This window comes from Pauljensenia sp. 27098_8_83 (assembly GCF_041432695.1).
GTDB lineage: Bacteria > Actinomycetota > Actinomycetes > Actinomycetales > Actinomycetaceae > Pauljensenia.
Window position 1 is genome coordinate 1 of sequence record NZ_JAPWAD010000019.1, and the last position, 24592, is coordinate 24592.

General features: G+C 66.6%; 25 protein-coding genes and 1 tRNA gene. 6 read left to right on the forward strand and 20 right to left on the reverse strand.

Annotated elements, in window-relative coordinates; genetic code table 11:
* The 6 genes from O3656_RS07585 to O3656_RS07610 all read right to left on the reverse strand — a co-directional run.
* A partial coding sequence (locus O3656_RS07585) for a helix-turn-helix domain-containing protein (RefSeq protein WP_500063356.1) occupies positions 1 to 187 on the reverse strand: 187 nt, incomplete at its 3' end.
* 421 nt (positions 188 to 608) lie between these two features.
* The gene (locus tag O3656_RS07590) at positions 609 to 740 is read right to left on the reverse strand and encodes a hypothetical protein (protein WP_286128661.1); all 132 of its coding nucleotides are present in this window, start codon (positions 738 to 740) and stop codon (positions 609 to 611) included.
* A gap of 165 nt (positions 741 to 905) precedes the next feature.
* Complete coding sequence (locus O3656_RS07595; RefSeq protein WP_204370896.1) at positions 906 to 1214, reverse strand: HigA family addiction module antitoxin; 309 nt, start codon at positions 1212 to 1214, stop codon at positions 906 to 908.
* 57 nt (positions 1215 to 1271) lie between these two features.
* On the reverse strand, positions 1272 to 1982 hold the full coding sequence (locus tag O3656_RS07600; protein WP_500063357.1) for a hypothetical protein: 711 nt from the start codon (positions 1980 to 1982) through the stop codon (positions 1272 to 1274).
* Between the two features lie 218 nt (positions 1983 to 2200).
* Positions 2201 to 3283, reverse strand: a complete 1083-nt coding sequence (ychF, locus tag O3656_RS07605) for a redox-regulated ATPase YchF (protein ID WP_500063358.1) — start codon at positions 3281 to 3283, stop codon at positions 2201 to 2203.
* Positions 3284 to 3320: 37 nt separating this feature from the next.
* Complete coding sequence (locus O3656_RS07610) at positions 3321 to 4388, reverse strand: 4-hydroxy-3-methylbut-2-enyl diphosphate reductase (RefSeq protein WP_500063359.1); 1068 nt, start codon at positions 4386 to 4388, stop codon at positions 3321 to 3323.
* 208 nt (positions 4389 to 4596) lie between these two features.
* Here O3656_RS07610 and xseA point away from each other — a divergent pair, with 208 nt between their 5' ends.
* From xseA to O3656_RS07625, 3 genes are read left to right on the forward strand one after another with little or no spacing between them, the layout of a single operon-like run.
* On the forward strand, positions 4597 to 5925 hold the full coding sequence (xseA, locus tag O3656_RS07615) for an exodeoxyribonuclease VII large subunit (RefSeq protein ID WP_500063360.1): 1329 nt from the start codon (positions 4597 to 4599) through the stop codon (positions 5923 to 5925).
* A gap of 56 nt (positions 5926 to 5981) precedes the next feature.
* The gene (locus tag O3656_RS07620; RefSeq protein WP_500063362.1) at positions 5982 to 6212 is read left to right on the forward strand and encodes an exodeoxyribonuclease VII small subunit; all 231 of its coding nucleotides are present in this window, start codon (positions 5982 to 5984) and stop codon (positions 6210 to 6212) included.
* Between the two features lie 43 nt (positions 6213 to 6255).
* Complete coding sequence (locus O3656_RS07625; protein ID WP_500063364.1) at positions 6256 to 7191, forward strand: carbohydrate kinase family protein; 936 nt, start codon at positions 6256 to 6258, stop codon at positions 7189 to 7191.
* A 79-nt stretch (positions 7192 to 7270) separates the two neighbouring features.
* Here the strand turns inward: O3656_RS07625 and O3656_RS07630 are convergent, their stop codons facing one another.
* Positions 7271 to 8032, reverse strand: coding sequence for an isoprenyl transferase (locus O3656_RS07630; RefSeq protein ID WP_500063366.1), 762 nt, complete (start codon positions 8030 to 8032; stop codon positions 7271 to 7273).
* A 186-nt stretch (positions 8033 to 8218) separates the two neighbouring features.
* On the opposite strand from O3656_RS07630, the gene trhA reads away from it, so the two are divergent.
* Positions 8219 to 8902 carry a PAQR family membrane homeostasis protein TrhA gene (trhA, locus tag O3656_RS07635; RefSeq protein ID WP_500063367.1) on the forward strand — a complete coding sequence of 228 codons (684 nt, stop codon included), beginning with the start codon at positions 8219 to 8221 and terminating at the stop codon, positions 8900 to 8902.
* Positions 8903 to 9015: 113 nt separating this feature from the next.
* Positions 9016 to 9495 carry a transcription elongation factor GreA gene (gene greA / locus O3656_RS07640; RefSeq protein ID WP_016460188.1) on the forward strand — a complete coding sequence of 160 codons (480 nt, stop codon included), beginning with the start codon at positions 9016 to 9018 and terminating at the stop codon, positions 9493 to 9495.
* A gap of 102 nt (positions 9496 to 9597) precedes the next feature.
* Here greA and O3656_RS07645 read toward each other — a convergent pair whose 3' ends face one another.
* Positions 9598 to 11082: an AI-2E family transporter gene (locus O3656_RS07645; protein WP_500063368.1), complete on the reverse strand. Its 1485-nt coding sequence runs from the start codon at positions 11080 to 11082 to the stop codon at positions 9598 to 9600.
* 100 nt (positions 11083 to 11182) lie between these two features.
* On the opposite strand from O3656_RS07645, the gene msrA reads away from it, so the two are divergent.
* The gene (gene msrA, locus O3656_RS07650) at positions 11183 to 11809 is read left to right on the forward strand and encodes a peptide-methionine (S)-S-oxide reductase MsrA (RefSeq protein ID WP_500063369.1); all 627 of its coding nucleotides are present in this window, start codon (positions 11183 to 11185) and stop codon (positions 11807 to 11809) included.
* Between the two features lie 73 nt (positions 11810 to 11882).
* Here msrA and O3656_RS07655 read toward each other — a convergent pair whose 3' ends face one another.
* From O3656_RS07655 to galK, 12 genes are all read right to left on the reverse strand, one after another.
* Entirely contained in the window at positions 11883 to 12281 is a 399-nt protein-coding gene (locus O3656_RS07655) for an FKBP-type peptidyl-prolyl cis-trans isomerase (protein WP_500063370.1), read from the reverse strand.
* A 37-nt stretch (positions 12282 to 12318) separates the two neighbouring features.
* Positions 12319 to 13305 (reverse strand): Bax inhibitor-1/YccA family protein, encoded by a 987-nt coding sequence (locus O3656_RS07660; protein WP_500063371.1) that lies wholly within the window; start codon positions 13303 to 13305, stop codon positions 12319 to 12321.
* 156 nt (positions 13306 to 13461) lie between these two features.
* Positions 13462 to 13535 (reverse strand) — tRNA-Leu (locus O3656_RS07665).
* 53 nt (positions 13536 to 13588) lie between these two features.
* Positions 13589 to 14557 carry a Ppx/GppA phosphatase family protein gene (locus O3656_RS07670; RefSeq protein WP_500063372.1) on the reverse strand — a complete coding sequence of 323 codons (969 nt, stop codon included), beginning with the start codon at positions 14555 to 14557 and terminating at the stop codon, positions 13589 to 13591.
* 60 nt (positions 14558 to 14617) lie between these two features.
* Positions 14618 to 15127: a DUF501 domain-containing protein gene (locus tag O3656_RS07675; protein WP_500063374.1), complete on the reverse strand. Its 510-nt coding sequence runs from the start codon at positions 15125 to 15127 to the stop codon at positions 14618 to 14620.
* Positions 15124 to 15873, reverse strand: coding sequence for an FtsB family cell division protein (locus O3656_RS07680; RefSeq protein WP_500063375.1), 750 nt, complete (start codon positions 15871 to 15873; stop codon positions 15124 to 15126). Before O3656_RS07680 ends, O3656_RS07675 begins: the two co-directional genes overlap by 4 nt.
* A 107-nt stretch (positions 15874 to 15980) precedes the next feature.
* A complete protein-coding gene (gene eno, locus O3656_RS07685) occupies positions 15981 to 17258 on the reverse strand; it encodes a phosphopyruvate hydratase (protein WP_500063376.1) in 1278 nt (425 codons plus the stop codon).
* 184 nt (positions 17259 to 17442) lie between these two features.
* Positions 17443 to 18036, reverse strand: coding sequence for a hypothetical protein (locus O3656_RS07690; RefSeq protein ID WP_500063377.1), 594 nt, complete (start codon positions 18034 to 18036; stop codon positions 17443 to 17445).
* 60 nt (positions 18037 to 18096) lie between these two features.
* Positions 18097 to 21681, reverse strand: coding sequence for a transcription-repair coupling factor (mfd, locus tag O3656_RS07695; RefSeq protein ID WP_500063378.1), 3585 nt, complete (start codon positions 21679 to 21681; stop codon positions 18097 to 18099).
* Between the two features lie 57 nt (positions 21682 to 21738).
* Positions 21739 to 22341: an aminoacyl-tRNA hydrolase gene (gene pth, locus O3656_RS07700; RefSeq protein WP_500063379.1), complete on the reverse strand. Its 603-nt coding sequence runs from the start codon at positions 22339 to 22341 to the stop codon at positions 21739 to 21741.
* Entirely contained in the window at positions 22331 to 23194 is an 864-nt protein-coding gene (locus O3656_RS07705; RefSeq protein ID WP_500063380.1) for an SGNH/GDSL hydrolase family protein, read from the reverse strand. The genes pth and O3656_RS07705 overlap by 11 nt, the downstream gene beginning before the upstream one ends.
* Positions 23195 to 23295: 101 nt before the next feature.
* Positions 23296 to 24543, reverse strand: coding sequence for a galactokinase (galK, locus tag O3656_RS07710; RefSeq protein ID WP_500063381.1), 1248 nt, complete (start codon positions 24541 to 24543; stop codon positions 23296 to 23298).
* Positions 24544 to 24592: the final 49 nt, after the last annotated feature.

The following is a 24592-nucleotide window of genomic DNA, read 5'->3' on the forward strand; positions in this document are numbered from 1 at the left end:
TGTAGGGGTTGTAGCACGTGGAGGTAATCCCATTACGCTTCAGCTCCCGGCTCACAGTCGAGGGCGAACGTCCTAACTGTCGAGCAATGTCACGAATAGAGAGCCCCTCGACGCGCCATCCGAAGATGAGCATGCGTTCCTTGAGCGACAAGAACCGTTTACTGACCCGATGAGGTTGGCACTTCATATACAGACGGTACCAATGAGCCTGAGGAGCAATACTAGCTCGCTCACACCGTCCACTTGACCGAGTCCGGCCATTACGCCAGACCTTACCCGTCCGCTTCGAAACCCCAACAGCATGAGCAGCCTGCGTGAAGTTCAAACCATCAGCCAAAGCCCGTACATACTCCCGATGCCGAGCCTGACACGCCTCCCAACGGGAGGGGTACTCAACCCCCTGAAAAACACGACCAACACCAGCCACAATGAACTCCTTCACCAAGATCCGTTGCAACCACCACTAGAACCTAGACTTTGATGCGGATCGCGTCCAGGTAGATCACCGGGTAGAACGCTTCTAAGAGGCAGTGCTGCCACTCCAAGAGAGGATGTCTGAAGCATCTGGCGTTCCAGGTCCGACCTGCTGGCGCACGCCCTCAGGTCACCTATCTCCCCCAGACGAGCCCCACGATGCCGCGCGCGTAAAAGTCGTCCCACATGGATGCGCGGTGGCCCGGCGCGTAGAGCCAGTGGCGCACGGTCTGCACGCCGTCATCCCCGAGAGCAGATGCCTGCATTGTCGCTTCCTTGCCAAGCGCGGCCATAAGTACCGGCTATCCGTCGTCATGGCCGCACACTACCACCGCATGACCGGCGACATGCTTCACGCTCGCACTCGCTCAAGGCCAAAGCCAGGCCACGCTCTCGCGCGACCCGGCCACCGCCTCGTCAGGCCCCTCACCTCAGGCGATTTCCACCATCGCAAGCGGAACGATTCCACTCAACGTATCCCCCAGCGCATCTTCGGCACGGTCGAGCTCGTAGCGCATCTGCAGGTTCATCCAGAATCCCGGGGTCGTACCGAAGTAGCGGGAAAGCCGCATCGCGATATCGACCGTAATTCCCCGCTTCCCATGGACGATGTCGTTGATACGACGGGGCGGAACACCGATAGCGACAGCGAGCTTATGCTGTGTAATTCCGAACCCCTCAACGAAGTCCTCCATGAGAACCTCGCCCGGGTGAATCGGAGCAATTTCAGTGATAGTCAACGATCTCAACCCCTTCTGGACCAGCTTCGCCCAGGCCGTCACGCATCAGGACTGCATTCACCACGAGCGGCGAGGGTCTGTCCGAACGAGCGAGCGCACTCGATTGCCCTGCATCGCAAGATCAGGCAGCTTCGGATCTATCAATGCAAGAATGCCAAGCATGTCCCGCAGCCGCCAACGGATGTCGACGGACAACAAGTTCTCATGATGAGCCACACGATTCCTCAGCTTCCTCACTCGATCGAGCTGATCAGCCAGCCTCTCACGGCCCAAGTCGGAAGGGTCCGCATAGGGAAACGCATCCGACAAACATTCTTGCCACAACTGTTGACACTGCTGAGGCTGATTCCAAACCCTCGGCTTAATGAGATAGACCCAGGTTCCGAACATAAAATGCGACACAACATCATCGTGCGTGACGGCTGCCAAACGACGCGGATGAGTCTTTGGACGCAAGCGCGATTGCTCACGCGCAAAATTCTGGGCGACCGCAAGGCTCTTGTGGGTGACAAGGTCATACAGCAAGGGCGCCGCCCCCTTGCCTAGCGCCCAATCCATCCTATATTCAGGCCCCTGTTGATCATTCCACACCCGCAGCTTGCGATCCATTGAGTTTCGCAAACCGACCTCAACAAACGCGATAGTCGAAAACAACGCCCCCGCGAGATCTGTAACCCACAAGTAAAGTTCACAAGCACGCTCGTCATCTCCATCCGCTTCCTGGAGGTATGGAGCAAGCCTCGCCGAACCAGCTAGGTCTAAGATCACACTTCCCTCTACCACACTTTAATGTTACCTTATTGGTAATCGCGTTGGGCTTGGACCAACGCAGTCTACTACGGGGATCCTCGCCATCACGGCGAGGATCCCTTGGTATTCCAAGAGCATCGCACACTTCGTCACGCAGATGGACCTGTTACTCTCGCCATAAGCAAGTGCCGGGCCACGCCCTCGCGCGACCCGGCCGCTGCCTCGTTCAGAAATGATTAAACATTAAACCTGAACTCAACAACGTCTCCGTCCGCCATCACATAGTCCTTGCCTTCCATGCGGACCTTGCCGGCGGCCTTCGCGGCGGCCATGGAGCCGGCCTCGACCAGGTCATCGAAGGAGACGACCTCGGCCTTGATGAAGCCCTTTTCGAAGTCCGTGTGGATGACGCCAGCGGCCTTGGGGGCGGTGTCGCCCTTGTGGATCGTCCAGGCGCGCGCTTCCTTCTCACCGGCGGTGAGGTAGGTCTGCAGGCCCAGGGTGTCGAAGCCGACGCGGGCCAGCTTGTCCAGGCCGGACTCGTCCTGGCCGGATTCGGCGAGCATCTCGCGGGCGTCCTCGTCGTCGAGCTCGACCAGCTCGGCCTCGAACTGGGCGTCCAGGAAGATGGCCTCGGCGGGGGCTACGAGGGAGCGCAGTTCGTCCTTCATCTCCTCGTTGTCCATCTCGGCGGCGTCCATGTTGAACACGAAGATGAAGGGCTTGGAGGTCATGAGCTGGAAGGAACGCAGCGCGTCCTGGTCCAGCTTGGCGCCCTCGGGGCCGGACAGCAGCTCGCCGCGCTCCAGCAGCTCGAGAGCCGCTCGCGCGGTTTCGAGAACGATCGGCTCGGTCTTCTTGCCGCGCACCTCCTTTTCGAGGCGCGGGATCTGCTTCTCGATCGTCTGCATGTCGGCGAGGATCAGCTCGGTCTTGATGGTCTCGATGTCCGAGGCCGGGTCCACCTTGCCGTCAACGTGCACGACGTCGGGGTCGGAGAAGGCGCGCGTGACCTGGCAGATCGCGTCGGCCTCGCGGATGTTGGCCAGGAACTGGTTGCCCAGGCCCTCACCCTCGGAGGCGCCGCGCACGATGCCGGCGATGTCGACGAAGGACACGGTGGCGGGGATGATGCGCTGGGAGCCGAAGATCTCCGCGAGCGTGTTCAGACGCGGGTCGGGCAGGGGCACGACGCCGACGTTGGGCTCGATGGTCGCGAAGGGGTAGTTCGCGGCGAGCACGGTCGCACGGGTCAGGGCATTGAACAGGGTGGACTTGCCGACGTTGGGCAGTCCAGCGATACCGATAGTAAGAGACACGCCCCCATCCTATCGGAGCAGGCCCGGTGGCGTTGCCCTACTTCGTGTGGTTTGGCCCGGCGACGCGGGGCGCGTGGGGGCGCGAGGGTGCCATGCCGGCGTTCTTGAGGTCGGCGCGCAGGTCGCGGGGCAGCGCGAAGGTCGTCGATTCGGTTTCGGTGCGGGCCACCTCGACGGTGGGGAATCCGTGCTCCTGTAGCCATTCGATGACGTCGCGCACGAGGATTTCAGGCACGGACGCGCCGGAGGTGAGGCCCACGGTCTGGGCCCCCTCGAACCAGGATTCGTCGAGTTCGTCGGCCTTGTCGACACGGTAGGCGGCGCCCGCCCCGGCCTCGAGCGCGACCTCGACGAGGCGCACGGAGTTCGAGGAGTTCGCCGATCCGACGACGACCATGACGTCCACCTGGGGCGCGATGAATTTCACGGCACCCTGGCGGTTCTGGGTGGCGTAGCAGATGTCGTCCGACGGCGGGTCGATGAGCTGCGGGAAGCGCTGGCGCAGGCGGTCCACGGTCTCGCGGGTCTCGTCGACGGAGAGCGTGGTCTGGGAGATCCACACGACGCGCGAGGGGTCGCGCACGACGACGCCCTCGACCTCGTCGGGGGTGCCGACGACCTGGATGTGGTCGGGGGCCTCGCCGAAGGTGCCCTCAACCTCCTCGTGCCCCTGATGGCCCACCAGGATGATGTCGTAGTCTTCCTTCGCGAAGCGCACGGCCTCGCGGTGTACCTTGGTCACGAGCGGGCAGGTCGCGTCGATCGTGGCGAGGTGTCGAGTGGCAGCGGCCTCATGGACAGCCGGGGAGACGCCGTGCGCGGAGAAGACGACGCGGGCCCCCTCGGGCACCTCGTCGGTCTCCTGCACGAAGATCGCGCCGCGCTTGGTCAGCGACTCGACGACGAACTTGTTGTGGACGATCTCCTTGCGCACGTACACGGGCGCGCCGTAGAGCTCGAGGGCCTTTTCGACGACGTCGACGGCGCGGTCCACACCGGCGCAGTATCCGCGCGGGGCCGCCAAGAGAATGCGGCCGCTGCCCTCGCCGTGGGAGGCAGGCAGGGGGGATTCGGCGCTGGCACGCAGGTCGACGTTTTCATTCATGCTTCCACACTAGCGCCCGGGGACGGGCCCGTGCGCGCGCTCGTGGCAATCCCACACGCTCCTCATCGACGAGGCCGGGGCTGCCCCCGCTCCCCGACTGCCCTGGGCGAGGGGCGGGCCCGGGCGCCCCCTCACGCTCACCCGACCGGGCAAGAGGGGCTGTCCACAGGGGAGTGGCGCGGCAGCGCGGCGGGGCTATTCGTGTGGCATGCTGAGTGGCGTGACATTGCCTCATTCCCCTGCTGCGCCGCCTCCGGGCGGATCGCCCCAGCCTCGTCCGCCCGCCGCGAAGGCGGCTGATACCACGCGGGATAATCCGTGGCCGCTGCGCAGGCTGACGGAGAACATCAAGGTGTACGTGGACCGCATGAGCCCCCTGTGGGTGGAGGGCCAGGTCGTTGAGTACAAGGTGCGTCCGGGCGCGAAGATGCACTTTTTGACGCTGCGCGACCTGCAGACGGACACGTCGATGACGGTGACCGCGTGGGCGGGCGTCATGGATTCGACGCCGCTAACCGAGGGCGCGCGCGTGGTGACGCGCGTGAAGCCGGTGTTTTGGGAGCGCTCGGGCCGCCTCAACCTGCAGGCCGCGGAGATTCACCTGCAGGGTGTGGGCGATCTGCTGGCCCAGATTGAGGCGCTGCGCGCCCGCCTGGCGGCCGAGGGCTTGTTCTCGGATGCCCGCAAGAAGCCCCTCCCCTTCCTGCCGCGCACGATCGGCCTGATCTGCGGCCGCAACGCGAAGGCGAAGGACGACGTGGTCGTGAACGCGTCGGACCGTTGGCCGGCTGCGCGCTTCGAGATCCGCGAGGTCGCCGTGCAGGGCGATCACTGCGTGCCCGAGGTGGGCCGCGCGCTCCTCGAGCTGGACGCGATGGAGGACGTGGACGTCATCGTGATCGCACGCGGCGGCGGCGCGGTCGAGGACCTGCTCCCCTTCTCCGATGAGCGCCTTGTGCGCGCCGCCGCGGACGCCCGCACGCCCATCGTCTCCGCGATTGGCCACGAGGGCGATTCTCCCCTGCTGGACCTGGTCGCCGACTACCGGGCGTCGACCCCGACGGATGCGGCTCGCCGCATCGTCCCGGACCGCGCCCGCGAGCGCGACGGCATCTCTCAGGCGCTGACCCGCATGCGCGGGGCGCTGGGGGCACGCCTGGCGACGGAGCGGTCGAACCTGACGCTCATCGCGTCGCGCCCGGTGCTCCAGGGCCCGGAGGCGATCGTCGAGGGGCACCGCGTGGCCCTCGCGCAGAAGGTGAGCGCGCTGAGAGCGGCGATCGAGCGTCGACTCGCGTCGGAGCGCCAGCAGCTCACGCGTTCGCGCGCGACCCTGACGGCCCTGTCCCCGCAGGCGACGCTGGACCGCGGCTATGCGCTCCTAAAGACGCCCTCGGGCGCCCTCATCACGTCCTCGGCGCAGATCAAGAAGGGTGATCTCATCGAGGGCATCCTGGCGTCGGGCCGCATGGTCGCCCAGGTTGTGGGCGCCACGAACCCCACTCCCGCCCCGAACACCCCCGAGGCAGACGCCTGACCCGCAGGACCCGTCCCGGCCTCGTCCCCAGACTTCTCACTCAAAGGAACACTGTTATGACCACGAACGACCAGCTCCCCGATCCCCAGTCCCTCGGTTACGAGGAGGCGCGCGACGAGCTCGTGCGCATCGTCCAAACCCTCGAAGGCGGGCAGGCGCCGCTCGAGGACACTCTCACGATGTGGGAACGCGGCGAAGCACTGGCAGCGCGCTGTTCCCAGATCTTGGACGGCGCCCAGACGCGTCTTTCTGAACGCACGATGACACCCGGCGCGGAAGCACGCTAATGTACATTCTGTAGATCCGCTCACACGCAGGTGAGGAGACACCATGACGGTGCAATCTGGCCCCCACATTCTCGCGATCGGCGAGGCGCTCATCGACGTCGTCATGACGTATGAGCAGCCCGACTTCCCCGTTGAGATCCCGGGTGGTTCTCCCGCGAACGTCGCCCTGACGCTGGGGCGTCTGGGTCGGCCGGTGGCTCTGGCGACGTGGATCGGTCTGGACGAGCGCGGTCGCCTCATCGACTTCCACATGAACGATTCCGGCGTGCACGTCACCGCAGCCTCGCGCGGCGCCTCGCACACGTCGACGGCGCTGGCACGCCTGGACGAGTCGGGCGCAGCCTCCTACACCTTCGACCTGGAGTGGGCGCCGACTCCGCCGATCAAGGTTCCGGCGACCGCTCAGATCCTTGAGGCCGGTTCGATCTCCGCGATCATCGAGCCCGGCGCTTCTGCGGTCCTCGATGCGCTGGCCCGTGGACGCGAGCACGCGCTCGTGTGCTTCGATCCGAACGCGCGTCCCTCGATCATGGGGGAGCCGGAGGCAGCACTGGCCGCCCTTGAGCGTTTCATTGCGCTGTCGGACGTCGTCAAGGTGTCGGATGAGGACATCGAGTGGCTGACGGGCGGCGCTCCCATCGACGAGGTCGTGGATCGTTGGCTGGGTATGGGACCGTCTCTCGTGGTGGTCACGCGCGGCAAGCACGGCAGCGAGGTCGCCACCGTCTCGGGCCTGCGCTTCACGAAGACCCCCGCGGACGTCCCGGTCGTCGACACGGTCGGCGCGGGAGACTCCTTCATGGGTGGCATCATCGACGCCATGTGGGGCATGGGGTTGCGTGGTGGCGAGGCTCGCGAGACTCTGCGAACCCTGCCCGAGGAGCAGGTCCGCGCTATCATCGACCGCGCGAGCGCCGTGTCCGACGTGACGGTGTCGCGCAAGGGCGCGAATCCGCCCTGGGCGCACCAGCTCGCCTGATTCCAACGCACACGTTCACGAGGCCGGTCCCCATCGGGGTCCGGCCTCGTTCGTTCGCAAGGTGGCGTTCGGCGCGTCCCTACTTGCCCATGCGGCGCTCGCGCTGCGCGTAGGAACGCAGGGCGCGCAGGAAGTCGACGCGCCGGAAGTCCGGCCAGTAGACCTCGCAGAAGTAGTACTCGGAGTGCACGGACTGCCACAGCATGAAGCCCGAGAGGCGCTGTTCGCCGGAGGTGCGAATGACGAGGTCGGGGTCGGGCTGGTCCTTCGTGTACAGGTGGGCCGTGATGTCCGCGTCGGTGAAAGAGTCGGCGAGCTCGTTGAGGGTCTTGCCCTGGGCGGAGGCCTCGCGCATCATGGCGCGCACGGCCTCGGTAATCTCATGCCTGCCCCCGTAGCCGACCGCGACGTTGACGGTCATTCCCTGCACGTCGGCAGTGCGCGCGACGGAGGCACGCAGGTCCTCAGCCACCTTCTCGGGCAGCAGGGACAGGTCGCCGACCACGGCCAGCTTCCAGCGTCCCTGATCCGCCAGGAGCGACACGGCCTCGCAGATGATGCGCAGCAGCTCGCCCAGCTCGCCGGCATCGCGCGAGAGGTTGTCGGTTGAGAGGAGCCACAGCGTCACGATCGACACACCCGCGTCGTCGGACCACTGGAGGAACTCGCTGATCTTTCCGGCGCCAGCGCGGTGTCCCTGCGAGGCGGTCGCGCCCAGGGACTTCGCCCAGCGGCGGTTACCGTCCAGGATGACGCCGATGTGTGCGGGAACGGCGGCGTCAGACAGCTCGGCTTTGAGGCGACGCTCGTACATGTCGTAGAGCATGTTCCACTGGGCCATGGTGTCCCTCCTGATGCTGTCGCACCCCGCGGTGCAGCGTAGTCTTATGCCATTAAGGTTATCGCGCCCGGGGACACAGGGAAACAGAAATACTCTCGGAGTGCGAGAACACGCCTGTCACAATAAGTTACGGCGTAGTAACCTACGGACTCGTAAGAAATGTTGACAGCTCGATCGGGGGAACGAATGAACATCGCATCGCTCACGCCCAAGGAGTGGTTCTCGGGCCAGCTCGTGCAGATCAAGCCGAAGCTGCGCGGATGGCTACACCTGGGCGCTACCCCGCTGTCTCTCGCCGCATCCATCGTCCTCGTCTGCCTGGCACCCACGACGGCGACGAAGATCGGATCCGCCGTCTACCTGGCGTGCTCCCTCATCCTCTTCGGAGTCTCCGCCACCTACCATCGCTTCTACTGGGCGCCGCGCTGGGAGATCATGTGGAAGCGCCTGGACCACTCCAACATCTTCCTGCTCATCGCGGGTACGTACACGCCGATCACGATCGCTCTCCTTGAGCGATTCGACGCAACCGTCCTCCTGTCGGTCGTCTGGGGCGGGGCGCTCGTCGGCATCCTCCTCAATCTCTTTTGGCCCACCGCCCCGCGCTGGCTGACCACGCTCGTCTACGTCGCGCTCGGGTGGGTCGCGGTCTGGTATCTGCCCCAGCTGTGGGTGGGCGGCGGCCCGGTCGTCGTCTGGCTCATCGTCGCCGGAGGCGTCCTCTACACACTCGGCGCGATCGTCTACGGTACGAAGAAGCCCGACCCCTCCCCCGCCTGGTTCGGCTTCCACGAGATCTTCCACGCCTTCACCGTCGCCGCGTGGGCCTGCCACTGCGTCGCCGTCTACCTGGCAGTCTTGAATTCCTGACTCGCCACCCAGGTGCCCGACACCCGAGGCCTGGCGCAATGTTGCTACACTCGACACCATGCGCGCCGGCACCCGTGTCGGCGCTCGATTACTCACACGTCATTGGAGGAACCATGGCTGACACACAGTGGCTCACGCAGGCCCAGTACGACCTGCTCGCGAACGAGCTGAAGGAGCGCGTTGAGGTCAAGCGCGTCGAGATCGCACGCCTCATCGACGCCGCCCGCCAGGAGGGCGACCTGCGCGAGAACGGCGGCTACCACGCCGCGCGCAACGAGCAGTCCATGAACGAGACCCGCATCCAGGCCCTCCAGGAGATGCTTGAGCACGCCGAGGTCGGCGAGACCCCCGCCGACGACGGCATCGTCGAGCCCGGCATGGTCGTCACGGCCCTTGTTGCGGGCCGCGAGCAGAAGTTCCTGCTCGGTTCGCGCGACGCCGGCGGCGACCTGGGCATCCAGGTTTTCTCCGCCCAGGCTCCCCTGGGTGCCGCTGTCATCGGTCACAAGGCCGGCGACAAGCTCTCCTTTGAGGCCCCCACGGGCCGCATGATCGACGTCGAGATCATCGAGGCCGTACCCTTCGAAGGCTGAGCCGACACGCGGGCGGGCCTCTACGCGCCCGGCCCCCAATCAACACGGAGCGGGTCCTACCTCATGGTGGGACCCGCTCCTGCGTTTATACGCGTGGGATGCCTAGGCCTCGACGTGGGGCGTCGAAGGCTCGCCAGACTTCTCGTTCTCGGTGGCCGCGGGCGCTTCCGCGGAATCCCCCTTCTCAGCCTCCGCATGGACCTCGACGTGAGCGTCCAGCGACGCCACGACCTCGTCCTCACCAGCCTCCTCGCGAGCCACGTACGGGCGCGTATCGGGCTTACCCGCGTAGGATGCCGCAACCTCTTCCTCAAGGGCACCAGGGGCGCCACCCGGGCGATCCTCAGCCGTCGCCAGCTCAGGCATCGGGTCGTAGCCGTGCAGGTACATGACCGTCGCGTTGATAAAGGCCGCGATCGGCACTGAGAAGATCGCGCCCGCGATACCGGCAATCGCAGATCCCGCGGTGATGACCAGCATGACGGCCACGGGGTGCAAGGACACCGCGTTCGACATCATGAAGGGCTGCAGAATGTTGGACTCGATCTGCTGAACGACCAGGATGATCACCAGCATGATGACCGCCTTCGTCAGGCCACCATTAACGGCCGCGACCAGCACAGCGATCACGCCCGAGGTCAGAGCACCGAGGATCGGAACGAAGGCAGCAAAGAACGTGATGACACCAATCGGGATGGCCAGAGGTACGCCCAGGAAGAACGCGCCCAGGGCGATGCCGATCGCGTCGATGGCCGCCACCTGAATCTGCGTACGCACGTAAGAGCCGAATGTCGCCCATCCGCGGATCGCGCTCTCGTGGACGGGGACGCGCGCGGGGGCGGGCAGCAGGCGCACGCACCACAGCCAAATCGAGCGCCCCTCCTTCAGGAAGAAGAACAGGCAGAACAGCATCGTCAGGCCGGACGTGGCCAGCGTGCCCACCGAGGAGGTGATGTTCAGGGCGCCAGTCGCCAGCGTTTCCTTGTTCGTGTTGAGCCAGTTGACCAACTCGGCCCGCAGCTGTTCAGCCGCGGACGTCAGGACGGTCGTATCAATCTTGAGGGGGCCATTCTGCAGGAACTCGTTGTGCAGGATCGCATCGAGCAGGGCGCGGAAACCATCCGCGGCCTGCGTCGCCAACTGCGGGACCTGCTGAATGAGTTCGGCGGCCGCCTGGCTCAGCGCGCCGGCGACGGCCGCGAAGAAGACGAGTAGGCCGACGGTCGCAGCCAGCGACGCTGGGAGGTGCAGACGGCGCCGCATCCAGGACACGAGGGGTTCCAGAAGCACGGCCACCGTCAGCGCAATCGCCACCGGCATGATGACGATCGTCAGGCGCGCGATACCCCACAGGACGGCCATCACCAGGCCGGCAACGACCAGGGTGCGCCACGAGAACGCGGCGGCCACGCGCAGGGTCCGCGGGACGGCGAGGGTCACGTCGCGTTCATCCTCGTGTTCCTCACGCACGGACACCATGACGGGGGCGGGCGCGGGTCCGTCAGCGTGCTTTGTGGGCAGCGCGGCGGAAAGCCTGCCCATGAGGTCGGATAGTTTCCAGCGCGGCTGTTCCTGAGTTGCGGCCACGGTCCCTCCTTTTCGTTCACCCACAAGCGTACCCGCCCGCAGCCTCGTTTCCGTCCGCGCAGCGCGCCATGTACGCGGTTAGTGGCGCATACTGTCTTGCATGAACAACATCTTCACGCTCGCACGCACTGATGTAGCGCCCACGACGCACGCGGTCCTCGGCTCGAATATGAGGGCCGAGGCCGGGGCAGGCCAGGAGGTCATCTACCTGGCAGCGGGGTGCTTCTGGGGCGTCGAGAAGGCCCTGTGGAACGCGCCCGGAGTCGTCACCACCGCGACGGGGTACATGGGCGGGCATACCCCCGATCCCACCTATGAGCAGGTCTGCTCTCATACGACGGGCCACGCGGAAACCGTGCGCGTTCTCTTCGACACGTCACTGACGAGCGCGGCCGACCTGATTCGTCTCTTCTTTGAGATCCACGACCCCACGCAGGTCGGCGGCCAGGGCAACGACATCGGCGACCAGTACCGCTCGCAGATCTGGACGACGACGCCGGAGCAGCTGCGCGACGCGACCGCCCTGCGCGAGGCCTACCAGGACGTTCTGTCCGCACGCGGCTTCGGGCCCATCCAGACCGTTATCTCCACCGCACCCGACGCCGATTCCAACGCGCGATTCTGGTACGCCGAGGACTATCACCAGCAGTACCTGTTCAAGAATCCGGGCGGCTACGAATGCCATGCGCGCACGGGCGTCGCCTGCCCGGCTCTGCCCAGCGAGTAATGGGCATATCGGACCTCGAACATAACGGGGGCGGGTCGGCACACAAGCCGACCCGCCCCCGTCAACGATGAGATCAGTTCACACCGAGGATGTCGGTGACGAACACGAGGGTCGCGCCGCCGGGGATACCCGCCTGCGGGACACCGCGATCACCGTAGCCGAGATCAGCGGGGATGGACAGCAGGACGCGGTCGCCCACGCGCTTACCCACGAGGCCCTCGTCCCACCCGGGGATGACCATGCCGACGCCAATCTGGAAGGACAGGGCGCCGCCGCGGTCGAAGGAGTTGTCGAAGTCATTCTTCGAGCCGAAGACCGCACCGTAGTAGTGGCAGGTGATCGTGTCGCCGGCCTCGACGACCTGACCGTCGCCAGCGTGCAGGACCTCGACGACGAGCTCATCGGACGGAGTGCCGTCGAAGGCGAGGACGGGCTTACGACCGAATTCGCCGGTCACGCAGATGTTTTCCATGGTGTCTTTCCTTGAGGTGTATCGGTGGGGCGGCGCATCAGTTGCGGCGCATGAGGTAGGACAGGATCCTCAGGATCTCGAGGTAGATCCAGATGACGTCGGTCATGATCGCGAAGGTGCACAGCCACGCGTACTTCACGGGCACGTTGCTCGCGGCGCCCACCTTCACCGCGTCAAAGTCACGGACGAGGCACAGCACGCCGATGAAGACGGCGAGAACGGCGATGATGACGCCGAGCGGAATACCGAAGACGGTGGTGCTGTTGACGGCCCGCATGTCCACCATGCCGGTGACCGACAGCGCAAAGGTGACGAGGTAGTAGAAGAAGAAGGCAACGGAACCGATCCCCGCGACGCGGGTCAGCGTCGACGAGTTACGCACGAAGCCCAGCATGAAGGCAGCCAAGGTCGTGCCGATGACGACGAGGGTCGCCAGAACCGCGCTGATCACGATACCCGGGAAGAAGGCCTCAAAGGTGTAGGAGATCACGCCGAGGCTGAAGCCCTCAATGAGGGAGTAGGTGACGATGGCACCCGGGCGAATCTTCTTCGAGAACTGGATGAAGAGCGCCAGGCCCGCCGTCACGGCGCACGAGGCGAAGAACAGCACCAACGCGAGACCCATCGCAACGATGCCCGTCATCCACCCGGCCGTCGCACCCACAAGAAGCAGGCCGAAGCACATGATGGACTTGACCACGACGTCGTCGAAGGTCATCGTGCCGCGGTCCACGGCGTCGGCGGCGGGAGCGTTCATCATTGCCTCGTAGGAGGCCATGGAGTCGGCGTAGGCACCCTGCTGCCCCTGGGGGACGCCGTACACGGGCGCTCCCTGGGGCACCGGATAGGTATTCTGCGCGGCGTTGCCGGCTCCGCCCTGCGCGTAGGGGTTCGTCGAACCGCCGTAGGGATTGGGCGCCTGCTGCGAGGCGGGCTGGTACCCCGGCATCGCCGGGTATCCGGCGGGAGTCGCCTGCTGGGTCGACCAGTCTTTCACGATCGAATTCATCACCGGGTTGGCCATATTTCCTCCTTGGTCAGTGATGTACTGCCACTAGTGTCGCACGTGGCACCCACACGTGGGAAACGTTCCATTATGCGCGCAGCGCAACCCGGAGTCCACGCGAGGTCAGGTACGCGCGCACCGAGCCCCGGCCTCGTCGATGAGGCCTGCCGTCAGTACCCCCGGTGGGACTCGAACCCACAACACACCGATTTTAAGTCGGTTGCCTCTGCCAATTGGGCCACGGGGGCGCGCCGGGGCGCAGGTCCAGCCTACGGGAGGCTGGCGCTCACCTCAAGCTGCCTCAGATCATCGCCTGAGCGATACCGTCGAGGATGTCATGCTCGGAGGTAACGACCTGCTCGATCGGGTGCCCGGCCGCCTCGGCGCGGTCGAGCACGCGCGTCACGATACGACTCCAGATGAGCGCGCCGGCGGCGATGACGTCCTCGCGGCCCTCAGGCATGAAGCCCAGGGAGGCCTTCACGGACGTCGGCTGATCGACCATGAAACGCACCGCCTCCTCGAACTGCGCGGCGCTCAAGCGGGCACCGTGGATGCGCTCGGGCTGGTAGGAGGTCAGGCCAAGCGCCTGAGCGGTCAGCGTCGTGACCGTGCCCGCGACGCCCACGAGGGCGCGCACACGCGCCAGGTCCACGGACTTTTCGGCGCGATCGAGCTGCTCGTCGATCCACGCAATCGCTCGCTCCTGATCCGCCGCCGGCACGCCGCCCGCGGGGTCCACGTCGGCGAGGAACTTCTCGGTGACGCGCACAGCACCCATATCGATCGAGATCGCCTGCTCGACACGTGTCGCGCCCAGCACAAGCTCAGTCGAGCCACCGCCGATGTCGACGACCAGCATCGGGGCGGCGACGGACTCACCGAGCCCACTCACCGCGCCGTTGAAGGACAGGGAGGCTTCCTCCGTGCCGACGACCACCTCGGGCTCCACGCCGATGACAGCCTTGATCTGGCGCACGAAATCCGCGCTGTTGGAGGCGTCTCGAGTCGCCGACGTCGCCACGAAGCGGGTCTTCGTCGCGCCCAGGGCCTCGATCATGCGCTGATACTCGACGGTGGCCTCCACCGTGCGCTCAATCGCCGCAGGATCCAGGTAGCCGCGCGCGTCCACGCCCTGCCCCAGGCGCACGATGCGCATCTGTCGGGTCAGGTCGGCAAGGCGCGGGCGACCGCTTTCATCAATATGCCCGTCGGCGACGAGCAGTCGGATCGAATTGGTTCCACAGTCAATGGCAGCTACGCGGGTCATCGCTTCGTTTCTGGTCGTGTGAGTCCCGGACGAGGCCGGGGCGAACGTTGGTGGGGCCGCTCAGCAGGAGCAGCGCTCGGTGGAGAACAGGCCGCGCTCGGCGAGCATCGCGAGCGCACGATCACCGATGGGGTTGACGCCGGGGCCCGCGGCCAGGGAGTGCCCGACCAGAGCGTGCAGGCACTTGACGCGCGTGGGCATACCGCCCGCACTGACACCAGAGATTTCGGGGACGTCGCCCAGGGACAGGCGCGCCTGAATGTACGCCTCGTGGGCGCGCGCGTAGGCGGCGCGCAGCTCCTCGTCCTGCGCCAGCTCCTCGTTGAAGGCCTCCATGACGTGCTCGGCCTCAAGAGTCGAGGCACCCTTCACGGCAGCCGGGTGCGTCAGGTAGTACGTCGTGGGGAACGGCGTCCCGTCGGGCAGGCGCGGCGCTGTGGCCACGACGGTGGGCCGACCGCACACGCATCGCGCGGCGATACCGACGACTCCACGGGGGACGCGGCCCAGCTGGCAGCGCAGGACCTCCAGGTCCTCTTCGGTGGCGTCGGTGACGTTAACGAGGCTCATTCTCCGCTTTCTTGGCCGGTGGTCATCGCCTGTCCCGACTGGCTGGTGTCAGCCGACGGGATGGGCGTCGTCGTAGGCGGCTGGTCCGCCTTCCCCACTAGGATAGCGAGCTGCTGCACCCAGGGGCGCGCCGGTCCAGTCGAGGCCGCAGCGGCAGCCAAGGCGGAATCCTGGTATTGCGGCCCCGGATCCACCACCGTGTATTGAGTCTCACCGGGGCGAACGTATCCGAGGCGTTCGCGCGCCTGCGTCGAAATGTAGTCGGGGTCATTCCACAGATCCAGCTGTCGCTGCATGTCGGCGTTCTTCTGCTGCTGCTGGGCCACCTGAGCCTTGATCTGCGCGAGCTCACGCTCCTGCTGCCACCACTGGTACAGGCTCGGCACGAGCATGACGGACAGGATCGCCGCGACCGTGAGGACAACGATGAGACGCGTCGACACGTCGAGGCCGCCGATCGACAGGACGGAGCGCCCCTCCCCCGCCGATCGCCTCGCCGCCTGCTTGTCCTCACGCCGTTCAGAGCGGAAGAAACGGCGACCGGCCCCCTCCCGCTTCTCCGCCTTGGGAGCCTTCTCACGCTTCCTCGCCGAGGCCTCGGCCCCCTTCGAGGACTTCGCAGCCTTCGCGGCAGCCCTGCGCTGACGCGACTTTTCCGCGTTAATCTCACGCGTCGTACGCGCCGCCTCCGACGAGGAGGAGCGGCGACGCGAGGAGGGGCGGGAGGAAGGACGACGACTAGCCATTCTTCTATCGTGCCCTACATCGACACATTTGGCTGATCCCCACGCCGAAAAAACTCCGCGCGGACCCTTGCGGGCCCGCGCGGAGCTATGCGGCTAGTTGCCTAGACTCACTTGAAGCGAGGGAAGGCGGAGCGGCCGGCGTACACGGCGGCCTCGCCCAGCTGCTCCTCGATGCGCAGCAGCTGGTTGTACTTGGCGACGCGCTCGGAACGAGCGGGAGCACCGGTCTTGATCTGGCCGGAGTTGGTGGCGACGGCCAGGTCGGCGATGGTGGTGTCCTCGGTCTCGCCGGAGCGGTGCGAGGTCATCGTACGGTAGCCGTTGCGGTGCGCTTCCTCGACGGCGTCGAGGGTCTCGGTCAGCGAACCAATCTGGTTCACCTTCACGAGCAGCGCGTTCGCAGCACCCAGCTCAATGCCCTTCTTCAGGCGGGCGGGGTTGGTGACGAACAGGTCGTCGCCGACCAGCTGGACGCGGCCACCGATCTCGGCGGTCAGGGCCTTCCAAGCATCCCACTCGTCCTCATCCAGCGGATCCTCAATGAAGACCAGCGGGTAGTTCGAGATGAGCTTCTCGTAGTACTCCACCATGTACTCGGTCGAGCGGCCTTCGCCCTCGAACTGGTACAGGCCGTCCTTGAAGAACTCGGAAGAGGCAACGTCCAGGGCCAGCGCGACGTCCTCGCCCGGCTTGAAGCCGGCCTTCTCGATCGCGGAGACGATCAGGTCCAGGGCCTCAGCGTTGGAGTCCAGGTTGGGGGCGAAGCCGCCCTCGTCGCCCAGACCGGTGGACAGGCCGCGATCCTTCACGACGCCCTTGAGCGTGTGGTAGACCTCGGCGCCCCAGCGCAGAGCCTCACGGAAGGAGGGAGCGCCGAGGGGAGCGATCATGAACTCCTGAATGTCAACGTTGGAGTCCGCGTGGGAGCCACCGTTGAGGATGTTCATCATGGGGACGGGCAGGACGTGAGCGTTGGGGCCGCCCAGGTACTTGTACAGGGGCAGGTCCGCGTACTTCGCAGCGGCCTTGGCGACGGCGAGGGAGACGCCGAGGATGGCGTTCGCGCCGAGCTTGCCCTTGTTGGGGGTGCCGTCCAGGTCGATCATGGCCTGGTCGATGTAGCGCTGATCGTCAGCTTCCTCGCCGATGAGCTCAGGAGCGATCTGCTCGACGACAGCGTCGACGGCGTCCTGGACGCCCTTGCCGAGGTAGCGGCCCTTGTCGCCATCGCGACGCTCGACGGCCTCGAACGCGCCGGTGGACGCGCCGGAGGGAACGGACGCGCGCGCAGCGGTGCCGTCCTCGAGGACGACCTCAACCTCAACGGTGGGGTTACCGCGCGAGTCGAGGATCTCGCGTGCACCAATGCCTTCAATAACTGCCATGTCATTCTCCAATCGATGTTGTTGCGTGGAAGCGGTCAGTACAACGGTAATACGGACCGCCATATGTGGTCACCCCCGGCGAGGGGGACGTTGTGTTGTGCGGGGCTTTGCGCCCCACTTTTTCGCACCGACAAGCGACATTAGTCCCTGTCGAGAGCACTGTGAGCGAATACTCACACGTCCGTCAGTTGGCGCTGCCGCCACCCATCAGCGCAGCCATGGGATCCTGCTGGCCGCCGGAGACGGCGTCACCAAACAGAGGTGTCGCAGCAGCCTGACCGCCACCCAGGGACGGCTGAGCGAAGCGCGGGTTGATGCGCGCGTCGGACGTTGCGCGAGCCTGCGCGAAGACCTCATTCATGGTCGACACCGCAGCCGGATTCGCGTTTGCGAAATCGCTGAGCTTCTGGCCCAGAAGCATGGAGCGAAGGATCTCGCGCGTCGCTCGGCCGAGCTCGGGACTCTGCCCGCCCGCCTTCTGCGCTATCTGAGCGATGGTGGAGTCGATCTCCTCATCGGTCACGGCGACTCCCACGGCGGCCCCCACGGCCGCAAGCTGCGGAGCGTTGACGAGGGCGGCGCGCGCCTGCTGTTCTCCGACCCCGCTCTGCCCAGCCGTCACTACATCGAACTGGGCAACGGCCTCGTTGATTTCCTCGATGCTGTAGTTGCCATTGCTGGTGCTGACGGCAGCGCCGGGATGGGCGGAGCATGCCCCCATTCCCAGTCCTGCGGCCACGATCAGGGCGGCGGTGGCGAGCTGGCGTGTGTAGCGCACGAGCGTTCCTTCCTCAGATGTGTTGCGACGCAATAGGACCAGTGTATTCCACCACAGGCACTACTCGCCAAAAGGCACAAGAATCTTGGTCACCAGAGTCTCCACCCACTCCAGGAGTGGGCCGTCGGTGAGCGGTGACCCGCCGACACGCGACGTGAGCGGCAGCGGCACGAGGACCTGGCGGACGGCGGCCTTGATGACCGTTCCGGGGTGCAGGCGCTTGAGTCGCATGACCTGGGAGTCGCGCAGCTCGACCGGGGAGACGCGCAGGTACTTGCCCTGCGTGACGACCTCGGTGATGCCTGCCCGGCGCACGATCTCACGCAGGCGTGCGACGGCGAAGAGCAGGTCGACCTGGGGCGGGATGGGGCCGTAGCGGTCGACGAGCTCCTCGCGCACGTCCGCTTCCTGTTCGGGTGTGGCAATAGCCGCAATCTTCGCGTAGATCTCGAGGCGCAGGCGTTCGCCGCGCACGTAGCCGTCGGGGATGTGCGCGTCGACCTGCAGGTCCATGCGCACGTCCGTCTTTTCGGTCGGGGCGTCGCCTCGGTAGGCGGCGACCGCGTCGGAGACCATGCGCACGTACAGGTCGAATCCGACGCCTTCGACGTGGCCGGACTGCGCGCCTCCTAGGAGGTTGCCCGCACCTCGGATCTCAAGGTCGCGCTGGGCGACCGCCAGGCCCGCGCCCAGCTCGCTGTTCGCGGCGATCGTCTTGAGGCGCTCGTGCGCGGTCTCGGTCAGGGCCTTGTCGCCCGGGTAGAAGAAGTACGCGTAGGCGCGTTCGCGGCCTCGCCCCACGCGCCCGCGCAGCTGGTGGAGCTGGGACAGACCGAAGGTGTCGGCACGATCAACGATGAGCGTGTTCGCGTTGGAGATGTCCAGGCCGGTCTCGACGATGGTCGTGCACACGAGGACATCAAACTCGTGGTTCCAGAAGTCCTGGATGACGGCCTCGAGCTGGTGCTCGTTCATCTTGCCGTGAGCGGTGCGCACGCGCGCCTCGGGGACCAGCTCGGCGATGTGGGCCGCGACCGAGGAGATCGAGTCAACCCGGTTGTGCACGTAGAAGACCTGACCATCGCGCAGGAGCTCGCGGCGGATCGCGGCGCTGACCTGCGCATCCGTGTAGGCGCCGACAAAGGTCAGGACCGGCTGTCGCTCCTCGGGCGGAGTCTGGAGGATCGACATCTCGCGGATGCCGGAGATCGCCATCTCGAGGGTACGCGGGATCGGTGTGGCGGACATCGACAGGACGTCCACGTCGGTGCGCAGGGCCTTGAGGGTCTCCTTGTGTTCGACGCCGAAGCGCTGCTCCTCGTCGATGATGACCAGGCCGAGCTTCTTGAAGGAGACGGTGCCGGTCAGCAGCGAGTGTGTGCCGATCACCAGGTCGACTTCGCCCGAGGCCAGGCCCGCCTTGACTTCCTCGGTTTCCTTCGGGGTCGAGAAGCGCGACAGGGTACCAATGCGCACGGGGAAACCGGCGTAGCGCTCGGCGAAGGTCTCGGCGTGCTGGGTGACCAGCAGGGTCGTGGGCACGAGGACCGCAACCTGGTAGCCGTCCTGGATGGCCTTGAACGCCGCGCGTACGGCGATTTCGGTCTTTCCGTAGCCGACGTCGCCGGTGAGGAGGCGGTCCATGGGCACGGGCTTTTCCATGTCGGCCTTGACCTCGTCGATGGTGACGAGCTGGTCGGGAGTCTCGACGTAGGGGAAGGCATCCTCAAGTTCGCGCTGCCAGGGCGTGTCGGGCCCGAAGGCGTGCCCCTTGGTCTGCTGACGCACCGCGTACAGGCGGATGAGTTCCTTGGCGACCTCGTTGACGGCCTTCTTCGCGCGTGCCTTCGTCTTCGCCCAGTCGGCGCCGCCCATCTTCGTCAGGGTCGGCTCGTCGGATCCGGTGTACTTCGAGATCTGGTCGAGCGCGTCGGTGGGCACGAAGAGCCGGTCGGCGGGCTGTCCGCGCTTGGAGGGCGCGTATTCGATGACCAGGTAGTCGCGCGTCGATGCGGCGTCTCCTCGCCCGATCGTGCGCGAGACCAGCTCAATGAAGCGTCCGATGCCGTGCTGGTCGTGGACGATGTAGTCCCCGGGATGCAGGGTGAGCGGGTCCACGCCCTTGCGCCTGCGCGAAGGCATGCGCCGCATGTCGCGCGTGGACGCTCCCGCGCGCCCGGTGAGGTCGCCTTCGGTGAGGATCGCGATCTTCAGGTGCGGCGCGACGAATCCGACGCCGGCCTGCGCCGTCGTAATGGTCACGAGGCCGGGGTCGGGGCGCGCTTCCACGTTGTCCGCGAGCGCGGCCGGGCACGAGGCGTCGGTGAGGATGGAGCGGATGCGGCGTCCCGGGCCGGGGCCTTCGGTGGTGACGACGATGCGCCAGCCGCCTCGGGCCAGGTCGGTGAGATCAGCGGCGGCGCGGGCGAAGTCCCCGCGGTAGGGGTGCACGTCGCGGGCACCCACGCGCATGAGGGTGGGCGAGACGACCACGGGCGCGGGGCCGTCCGCAGAGGGTGAACCAGCCTCGGCCTCGTCGATCGCGGAGGCGAGGTCGGCGGGCGGCAGATCGGTAAGCTCCCACCAGGGGCGCGTGCCGCTCCCCCACAGCTCGCTCAGGTCGAGGAACGAGGCCTTGGAGGCCTCGAGCGGAGTGTCAGCTCCCCCGGCGGCGGCGCTCCACGCGGCGGCGAGGAACTCCTCGGTTGTGGCGACCAGGTCGGCGGCGCGGGCGCGAATGCGTTCGGGGTCGGAGGCGAGGATCGGCGAACCGGCGGGCAGCAGGTCGAGCAGGGATTCCATGCCGCTGACCAGAATCGGGGCGAGGGATTCGATGCCGGGGGCTGCGATTCCCTCGGCAGCGAGGGTCAGCATCTCAGCGGCACCGGGCAGGCGGTCGGCGGCCTCGCGGGCGCGGGCGCGCACAGCCTGGGTGAGGAGGAGCTCACGGCAGGGCACAGCCCACAGACCGTCGGCGGCCTCGCCGAGGGTCCGCTGGTCAGAGACGGAGAAGGCGCGGATGTCGTCGACTTCGTCGCCCCACAGCTCGACGCGCAGCGGGTGGGCCTCCTGGGGCGGGAAGACGTCGAGAATGCCGCCGCGCACGCTCATCTGGCCGCGTCCTTCGACCATGTCGACGCGCTCGTAGCCGAGCTCGGCCAGTCGGTTCGTCACGTCGGTGAGGTCGAGGATGTCGCCGGTGCGCACGCGCACGGGTTCGAGGTCTGCCAGGCCTGAGATGATCGGCTGAAGGAAGGCGCGGATCGGCACGACGAGGACGGACAGCGGGCCCGCGCTCTCATCGCCCTGGATGGGGTGGGAGAGGCGGCGCAGGACGGCGATTCGTCGAGCCATCGTGTCGACCTGGGGCGACAGACGCTCGTGGGGCAGGGTCTCCCACGCGGGAAGCATGGCCACGCCCGGGATCCACGAGGCCAGGGCGTTGGTCAGCGACTCCGCGTCGCGCCCGGTGGCTGTGAGGACGACGAGCGGCGTGGCCGCGCGCGAGGCGACGGCTGCGAGGAGGGGCGGCCTGATGCCGACCGGTGCGACGATCGTGCCCGAGCGGCCCGTTTCGATGGAGTCGGTGGCCGTCTCGATCGCGGGATCGGTGGAGATGTCCGGGAGGAGTCCGGTGAGTAGCACGCGCTGCCTTTCGCGGTGAGAGTGCGCGGCGGTGCCCAGCGTGGGGCACCACCTTGTTCAGGACCCGGTGTGCAGGGCCATCTGGGTGGGGGCGAATCCCTTGGTGACGATGTCTTCAACGACGTCAGCGGCCTGCTCGAAGGTCACGTCCCAGTCGGGGCGTTCCTTGGAGGGGAGCGTGCCCAGCACATAGTCGGCGGGGTCCATGCGCCCCGGCGGGCGCCCCACGCCGATGCGCAGGCGGGCGTATTCGCGCGTTCCCAAGTGTTGTGTGAGGGACTTCAGGCCGTTGTGGCCGCCCTCTCCCCCGCCGACCTTGAGACGCAGCGTGTGCGCGGGCAGGTCCATGTCATCGTGGATGACGAGGATACGCGAGGGCTCGATCTTGTGGAAGGAGGCAAGCGCGCTGATCGGCCCGCCGGAGGTGTTCATGTAGCTGTCGGAGCGGGCGAGGACCACGCGGGGACCGGGCACTCCGCCGGGGCCAATCCCGAGGCGCACGTCGGCGGTGTGCGTGCGCGAACGGTGCGACGTCAGGGTCGCACCACCGCGCGAGGCGAGCACGTCGAGGGTCAAGTACCCGACGTTGTGTCGGGTGGAGGCATACTGCGCGCCGGGGTTACCTAACCCGACGACGAGCCACGGTCCGTCAGTCGTCATACTCCGATTGTGCCACCCGCGCCGAGAGCATGTCCCACTGGGGAGCGTCCTCGACAACGGGGGCTGGCTCACGTCGGGACTCGGCCCACGCGTCGGCGAAGAGCTGCGCCCACTTGGCGTAGGCCGCCGAGTTGGGGTGGAAGAAGTCCGCCGCGTGGTAGGCGAAGGTGTAGGTCGGCAGCGAGTATTCCTGGGTGAGAGAACGCAGGTCGACCAGGTGGGCGGCGCTGTCGGCGACCGCGGCACCGATGCGGTCGGACATGTCCTGCGCACGGCTTTCCTGCGGCATGATGCCGAAAGACGGGATGGTGGAAACCAAGGCGTCAGCAGGCAGGGAGGCGAGAACGCGGCGCAGGCGCTCCTCGAACTGTCCGGGTGCCATGTCCTCGGCCATCACGTCGTTGCCGCCGATGGTCAGCGTGACCAGGTCGGGGCTGTAGGGCCCATCCAGGAGGCCCAGGCCGCGCATCTGCGGGATCTGGGTGAGTTCGACAGATTCGATGGTCGCGCCCGACAGGGAGAGGTTGAGCAGCAGAACCTCGCGGTCCAGCTGGGTCTTGATCGCGGAGGCGACGCGCGCCGGGTAGGACTCGGTGATGCGCGAGGCGCCCATTCCCTGCACGGACGAGTCGCCGAGGGAGACGACCAGGTAGGGACGCTCGCCCTCGGGGTGCTCATCACACTCGCGGAGGCGGTCGAGGGTCGCGAGGTTGTGGTCTTCCCAGGCCTTGCGGTAGTCACCGCGCTGGGAATCCAGCCGCAGCAGGCGTCCGATCGCCAGGCCGCCACCGAAGAGGCTCGCGCCGCCGGCTGCCGCGCCCGCTACCTGCCATGCTCGTTTGCTGATCCCCATCGAAGTGTCCTTCCCTCGTTTGTGCTGCCTCTCAGTGTAACGAGGCCGGGGCCGGTGCTTCAAATGCTGAAGCACCGGCCCCTCGGTTTGTCACAGATCGCTCAGCCGAGGCGTCCGGCGGGCGCTCCCGGGAGGGATCGGATGAAGTGCGGAGGCTCCCATCCCCGCTCGGCGTAGGCGGCAGCGACGGCTCGCGCCACCGCCTCCACAGCGTGTGCGTCGAGGAGCGCGATCGCACTGCCGCCGAAGCCACCACCCGTCATGCGCGCGCCGTGAGCGCCCGCGGCGCGAGCGGCCTCCACGGCCACGTCCAGCTCCTCACAGGACACCTCGTAGTCGTCACGCAGCGAGTCGTGAGAATCATTGAGGAGCGCGCCCGCGACCGCCAGGCGCGTCCCCTCCAGCGGTCCCTCGTCGAGAAGCTCGATGAATGCGCGCGTACGCGCGATCTCAGAGACGACGTGGCGTGTACGCGCAGCCAAGCGCTCATCACCCAGGGCAGCCGAGGCCTCGTCCAGGTCGATCACGTCCACGAGCTGGTCCACCCCCAGGATGCGCGCAGACTCCTCACAGTCCGCGCGGCGCGAGCCGTACTGGCCGTCCGCCAGCGAATGCTTGGCCCGCGTGTCGATGACGAGGAGCTCGAGGCCGACCGCACCCAGATCAAAGGGAACCTGGCGCGTCGACATGTCGCGACAGTCGAGGGCCAGCGCGTGGCCTTCGCGGCAGCGCAGGGAGGCCGTTTGGTCCAGGCCACCGGTATTCGCGCCCGCCACCTGGTTTTCCGCAGCGCGCGCGGCGTCCACGAGGACTTTGCGCCCCTCGTCGTTGGGGTTCTCGACCGTGCCGGCGAGCCCCAGGGAGCACACCTCGTCAAGGGCAACCGCGGTCGCACACTCGAGCGCGGCGCTCGACGAGAGGCCACCACCCAGCGGCACGCACGACCACAGGGCCGCATCAAAACCGGGCAACGGGCCATATCCGGCCTGTTCAAGCGCCCACGCGACACCCGCGAGGTAGGCGGCCCAATGATTCGTCACCTCGCCAGGGGTCCCCTTCGGGCCGATCACATCGAGATCGAGCACGTCAATCGCCTCGCGCGTCTGCGGCGAAATCAGGCGAATTGTCCGATCCGCGCGCGGCGCCAGGGCCACGTAGGCACGGTGCGGGAGCGCAATCGGCAGGCACGGCCCGCCGTTGTAATCCACGTGCTCACCGATGATATTGACGCGCCCGGGCGCGCTCCACACGCCCTGAGGCTCATATCCAAACGCGTCACGGAACAGATTTGCGGCCTGGGCTGCGCCTTCTTCGGGAATAGCGGCGTCGGCCCACACGAGATCACTCACAAGATCCTCCTTGGTCTCACTCCCTCAAGGCTACGTGAACGCCCTCACA

Coding starts and splice junctions, on each gene's coding strand:
- O3656_RS07590 (WP_286128661.1), bottom strand. CDS start 740: ATGCAGGCATCTGCTCTCGGGGATGACGGCGTGCAGACCGTGCGCCAC.
- O3656_RS07610 (WP_500063359.1), bottom strand. CDS start 4,388: ATGAATGAAAACGTCGACCTGCGTGCCAGCGCCGAATCCCCCCTGCCT.
- xseA (WP_500063360.1), top strand. CDS start 4,597: ATGCTGAGTGGCGTGACATTGCCTCATTCCCCTGCTGCGCCGCCTCCG.
- O3656_RS07620 (WP_500063362.1), top strand. CDS start 5,982: ATGACCACGAACGACCAGCTCCCCGATCCCCAGTCCCTCGGTTACGAG.
- O3656_RS07625 (WP_500063364.1), top strand. CDS start 6,256: ATGACGGTGCAATCTGGCCCCCACATTCTCGCGATCGGCGAGGCGCTC.
- O3656_RS07630 (WP_500063366.1), bottom strand. CDS start 8,032: ATGGCCCAGTGGAACATGCTCTACGACATGTACGAGCGTCGCCTCAAA.
- trhA (WP_500063367.1), top strand. CDS start 8,219: ATGAACATCGCATCGCTCACGCCCAAGGAGTGGTTCTCGGGCCAGCTC.
- greA (WP_016460188.1), top strand. CDS start 9,016: ATGGCTGACACACAGTGGCTCACGCAGGCCCAGTACGACCTGCTCGCG.
- msrA (WP_500063369.1), top strand. CDS start 11,183: ATGAACAACATCTTCACGCTCGCACGCACTGATGTAGCGCCCACGACG.
- O3656_RS07655 (WP_500063370.1), bottom strand. CDS start 12,281: ATGGAAAACATCTGCGTGACCGGCGAATTCGGTCGTAAGCCCGTCCTC.
- O3656_RS07660 (WP_500063371.1), bottom strand. CDS start 13,305: ATGGCCAACCCGGTGATGAATTCGATCGTGAAAGACTGGTCGACCCAG.
- O3656_RS07670 (WP_500063372.1), bottom strand. CDS start 14,557: ATGACCCGCGTAGCTGCCATTGACTGTGGAACCAATTCGATCCGACTG.
- O3656_RS07675 (WP_500063374.1), bottom strand. CDS start 15,127: ATGAGCCTCGTTAACGTCACCGACGCCACCGAAGAGGACCTGGAGGTC.
- O3656_RS07680 (WP_500063375.1), bottom strand. CDS start 15,873: ATGGCTAGTCGTCGTCCTTCCTCCCGCCCCTCCTCGCGTCGCCGCTCC.
- eno (WP_500063376.1), bottom strand. CDS start 17,258: ATGGCAGTTATTGAAGGCATTGGTGCACGCGAGATCCTCGACTCGCGC.
- pth (WP_500063379.1), bottom strand. CDS start 22,341: ATGACGACTGACGGACCGTGGCTCGTCGTCGGGTTAGGTAACCCCGGC.
- O3656_RS07705 (WP_500063380.1), bottom strand. CDS start 23,194: ATGGGGATCAGCAAACGAGCATGGCAGGTAGCGGGCGCGGCAGCCGGC.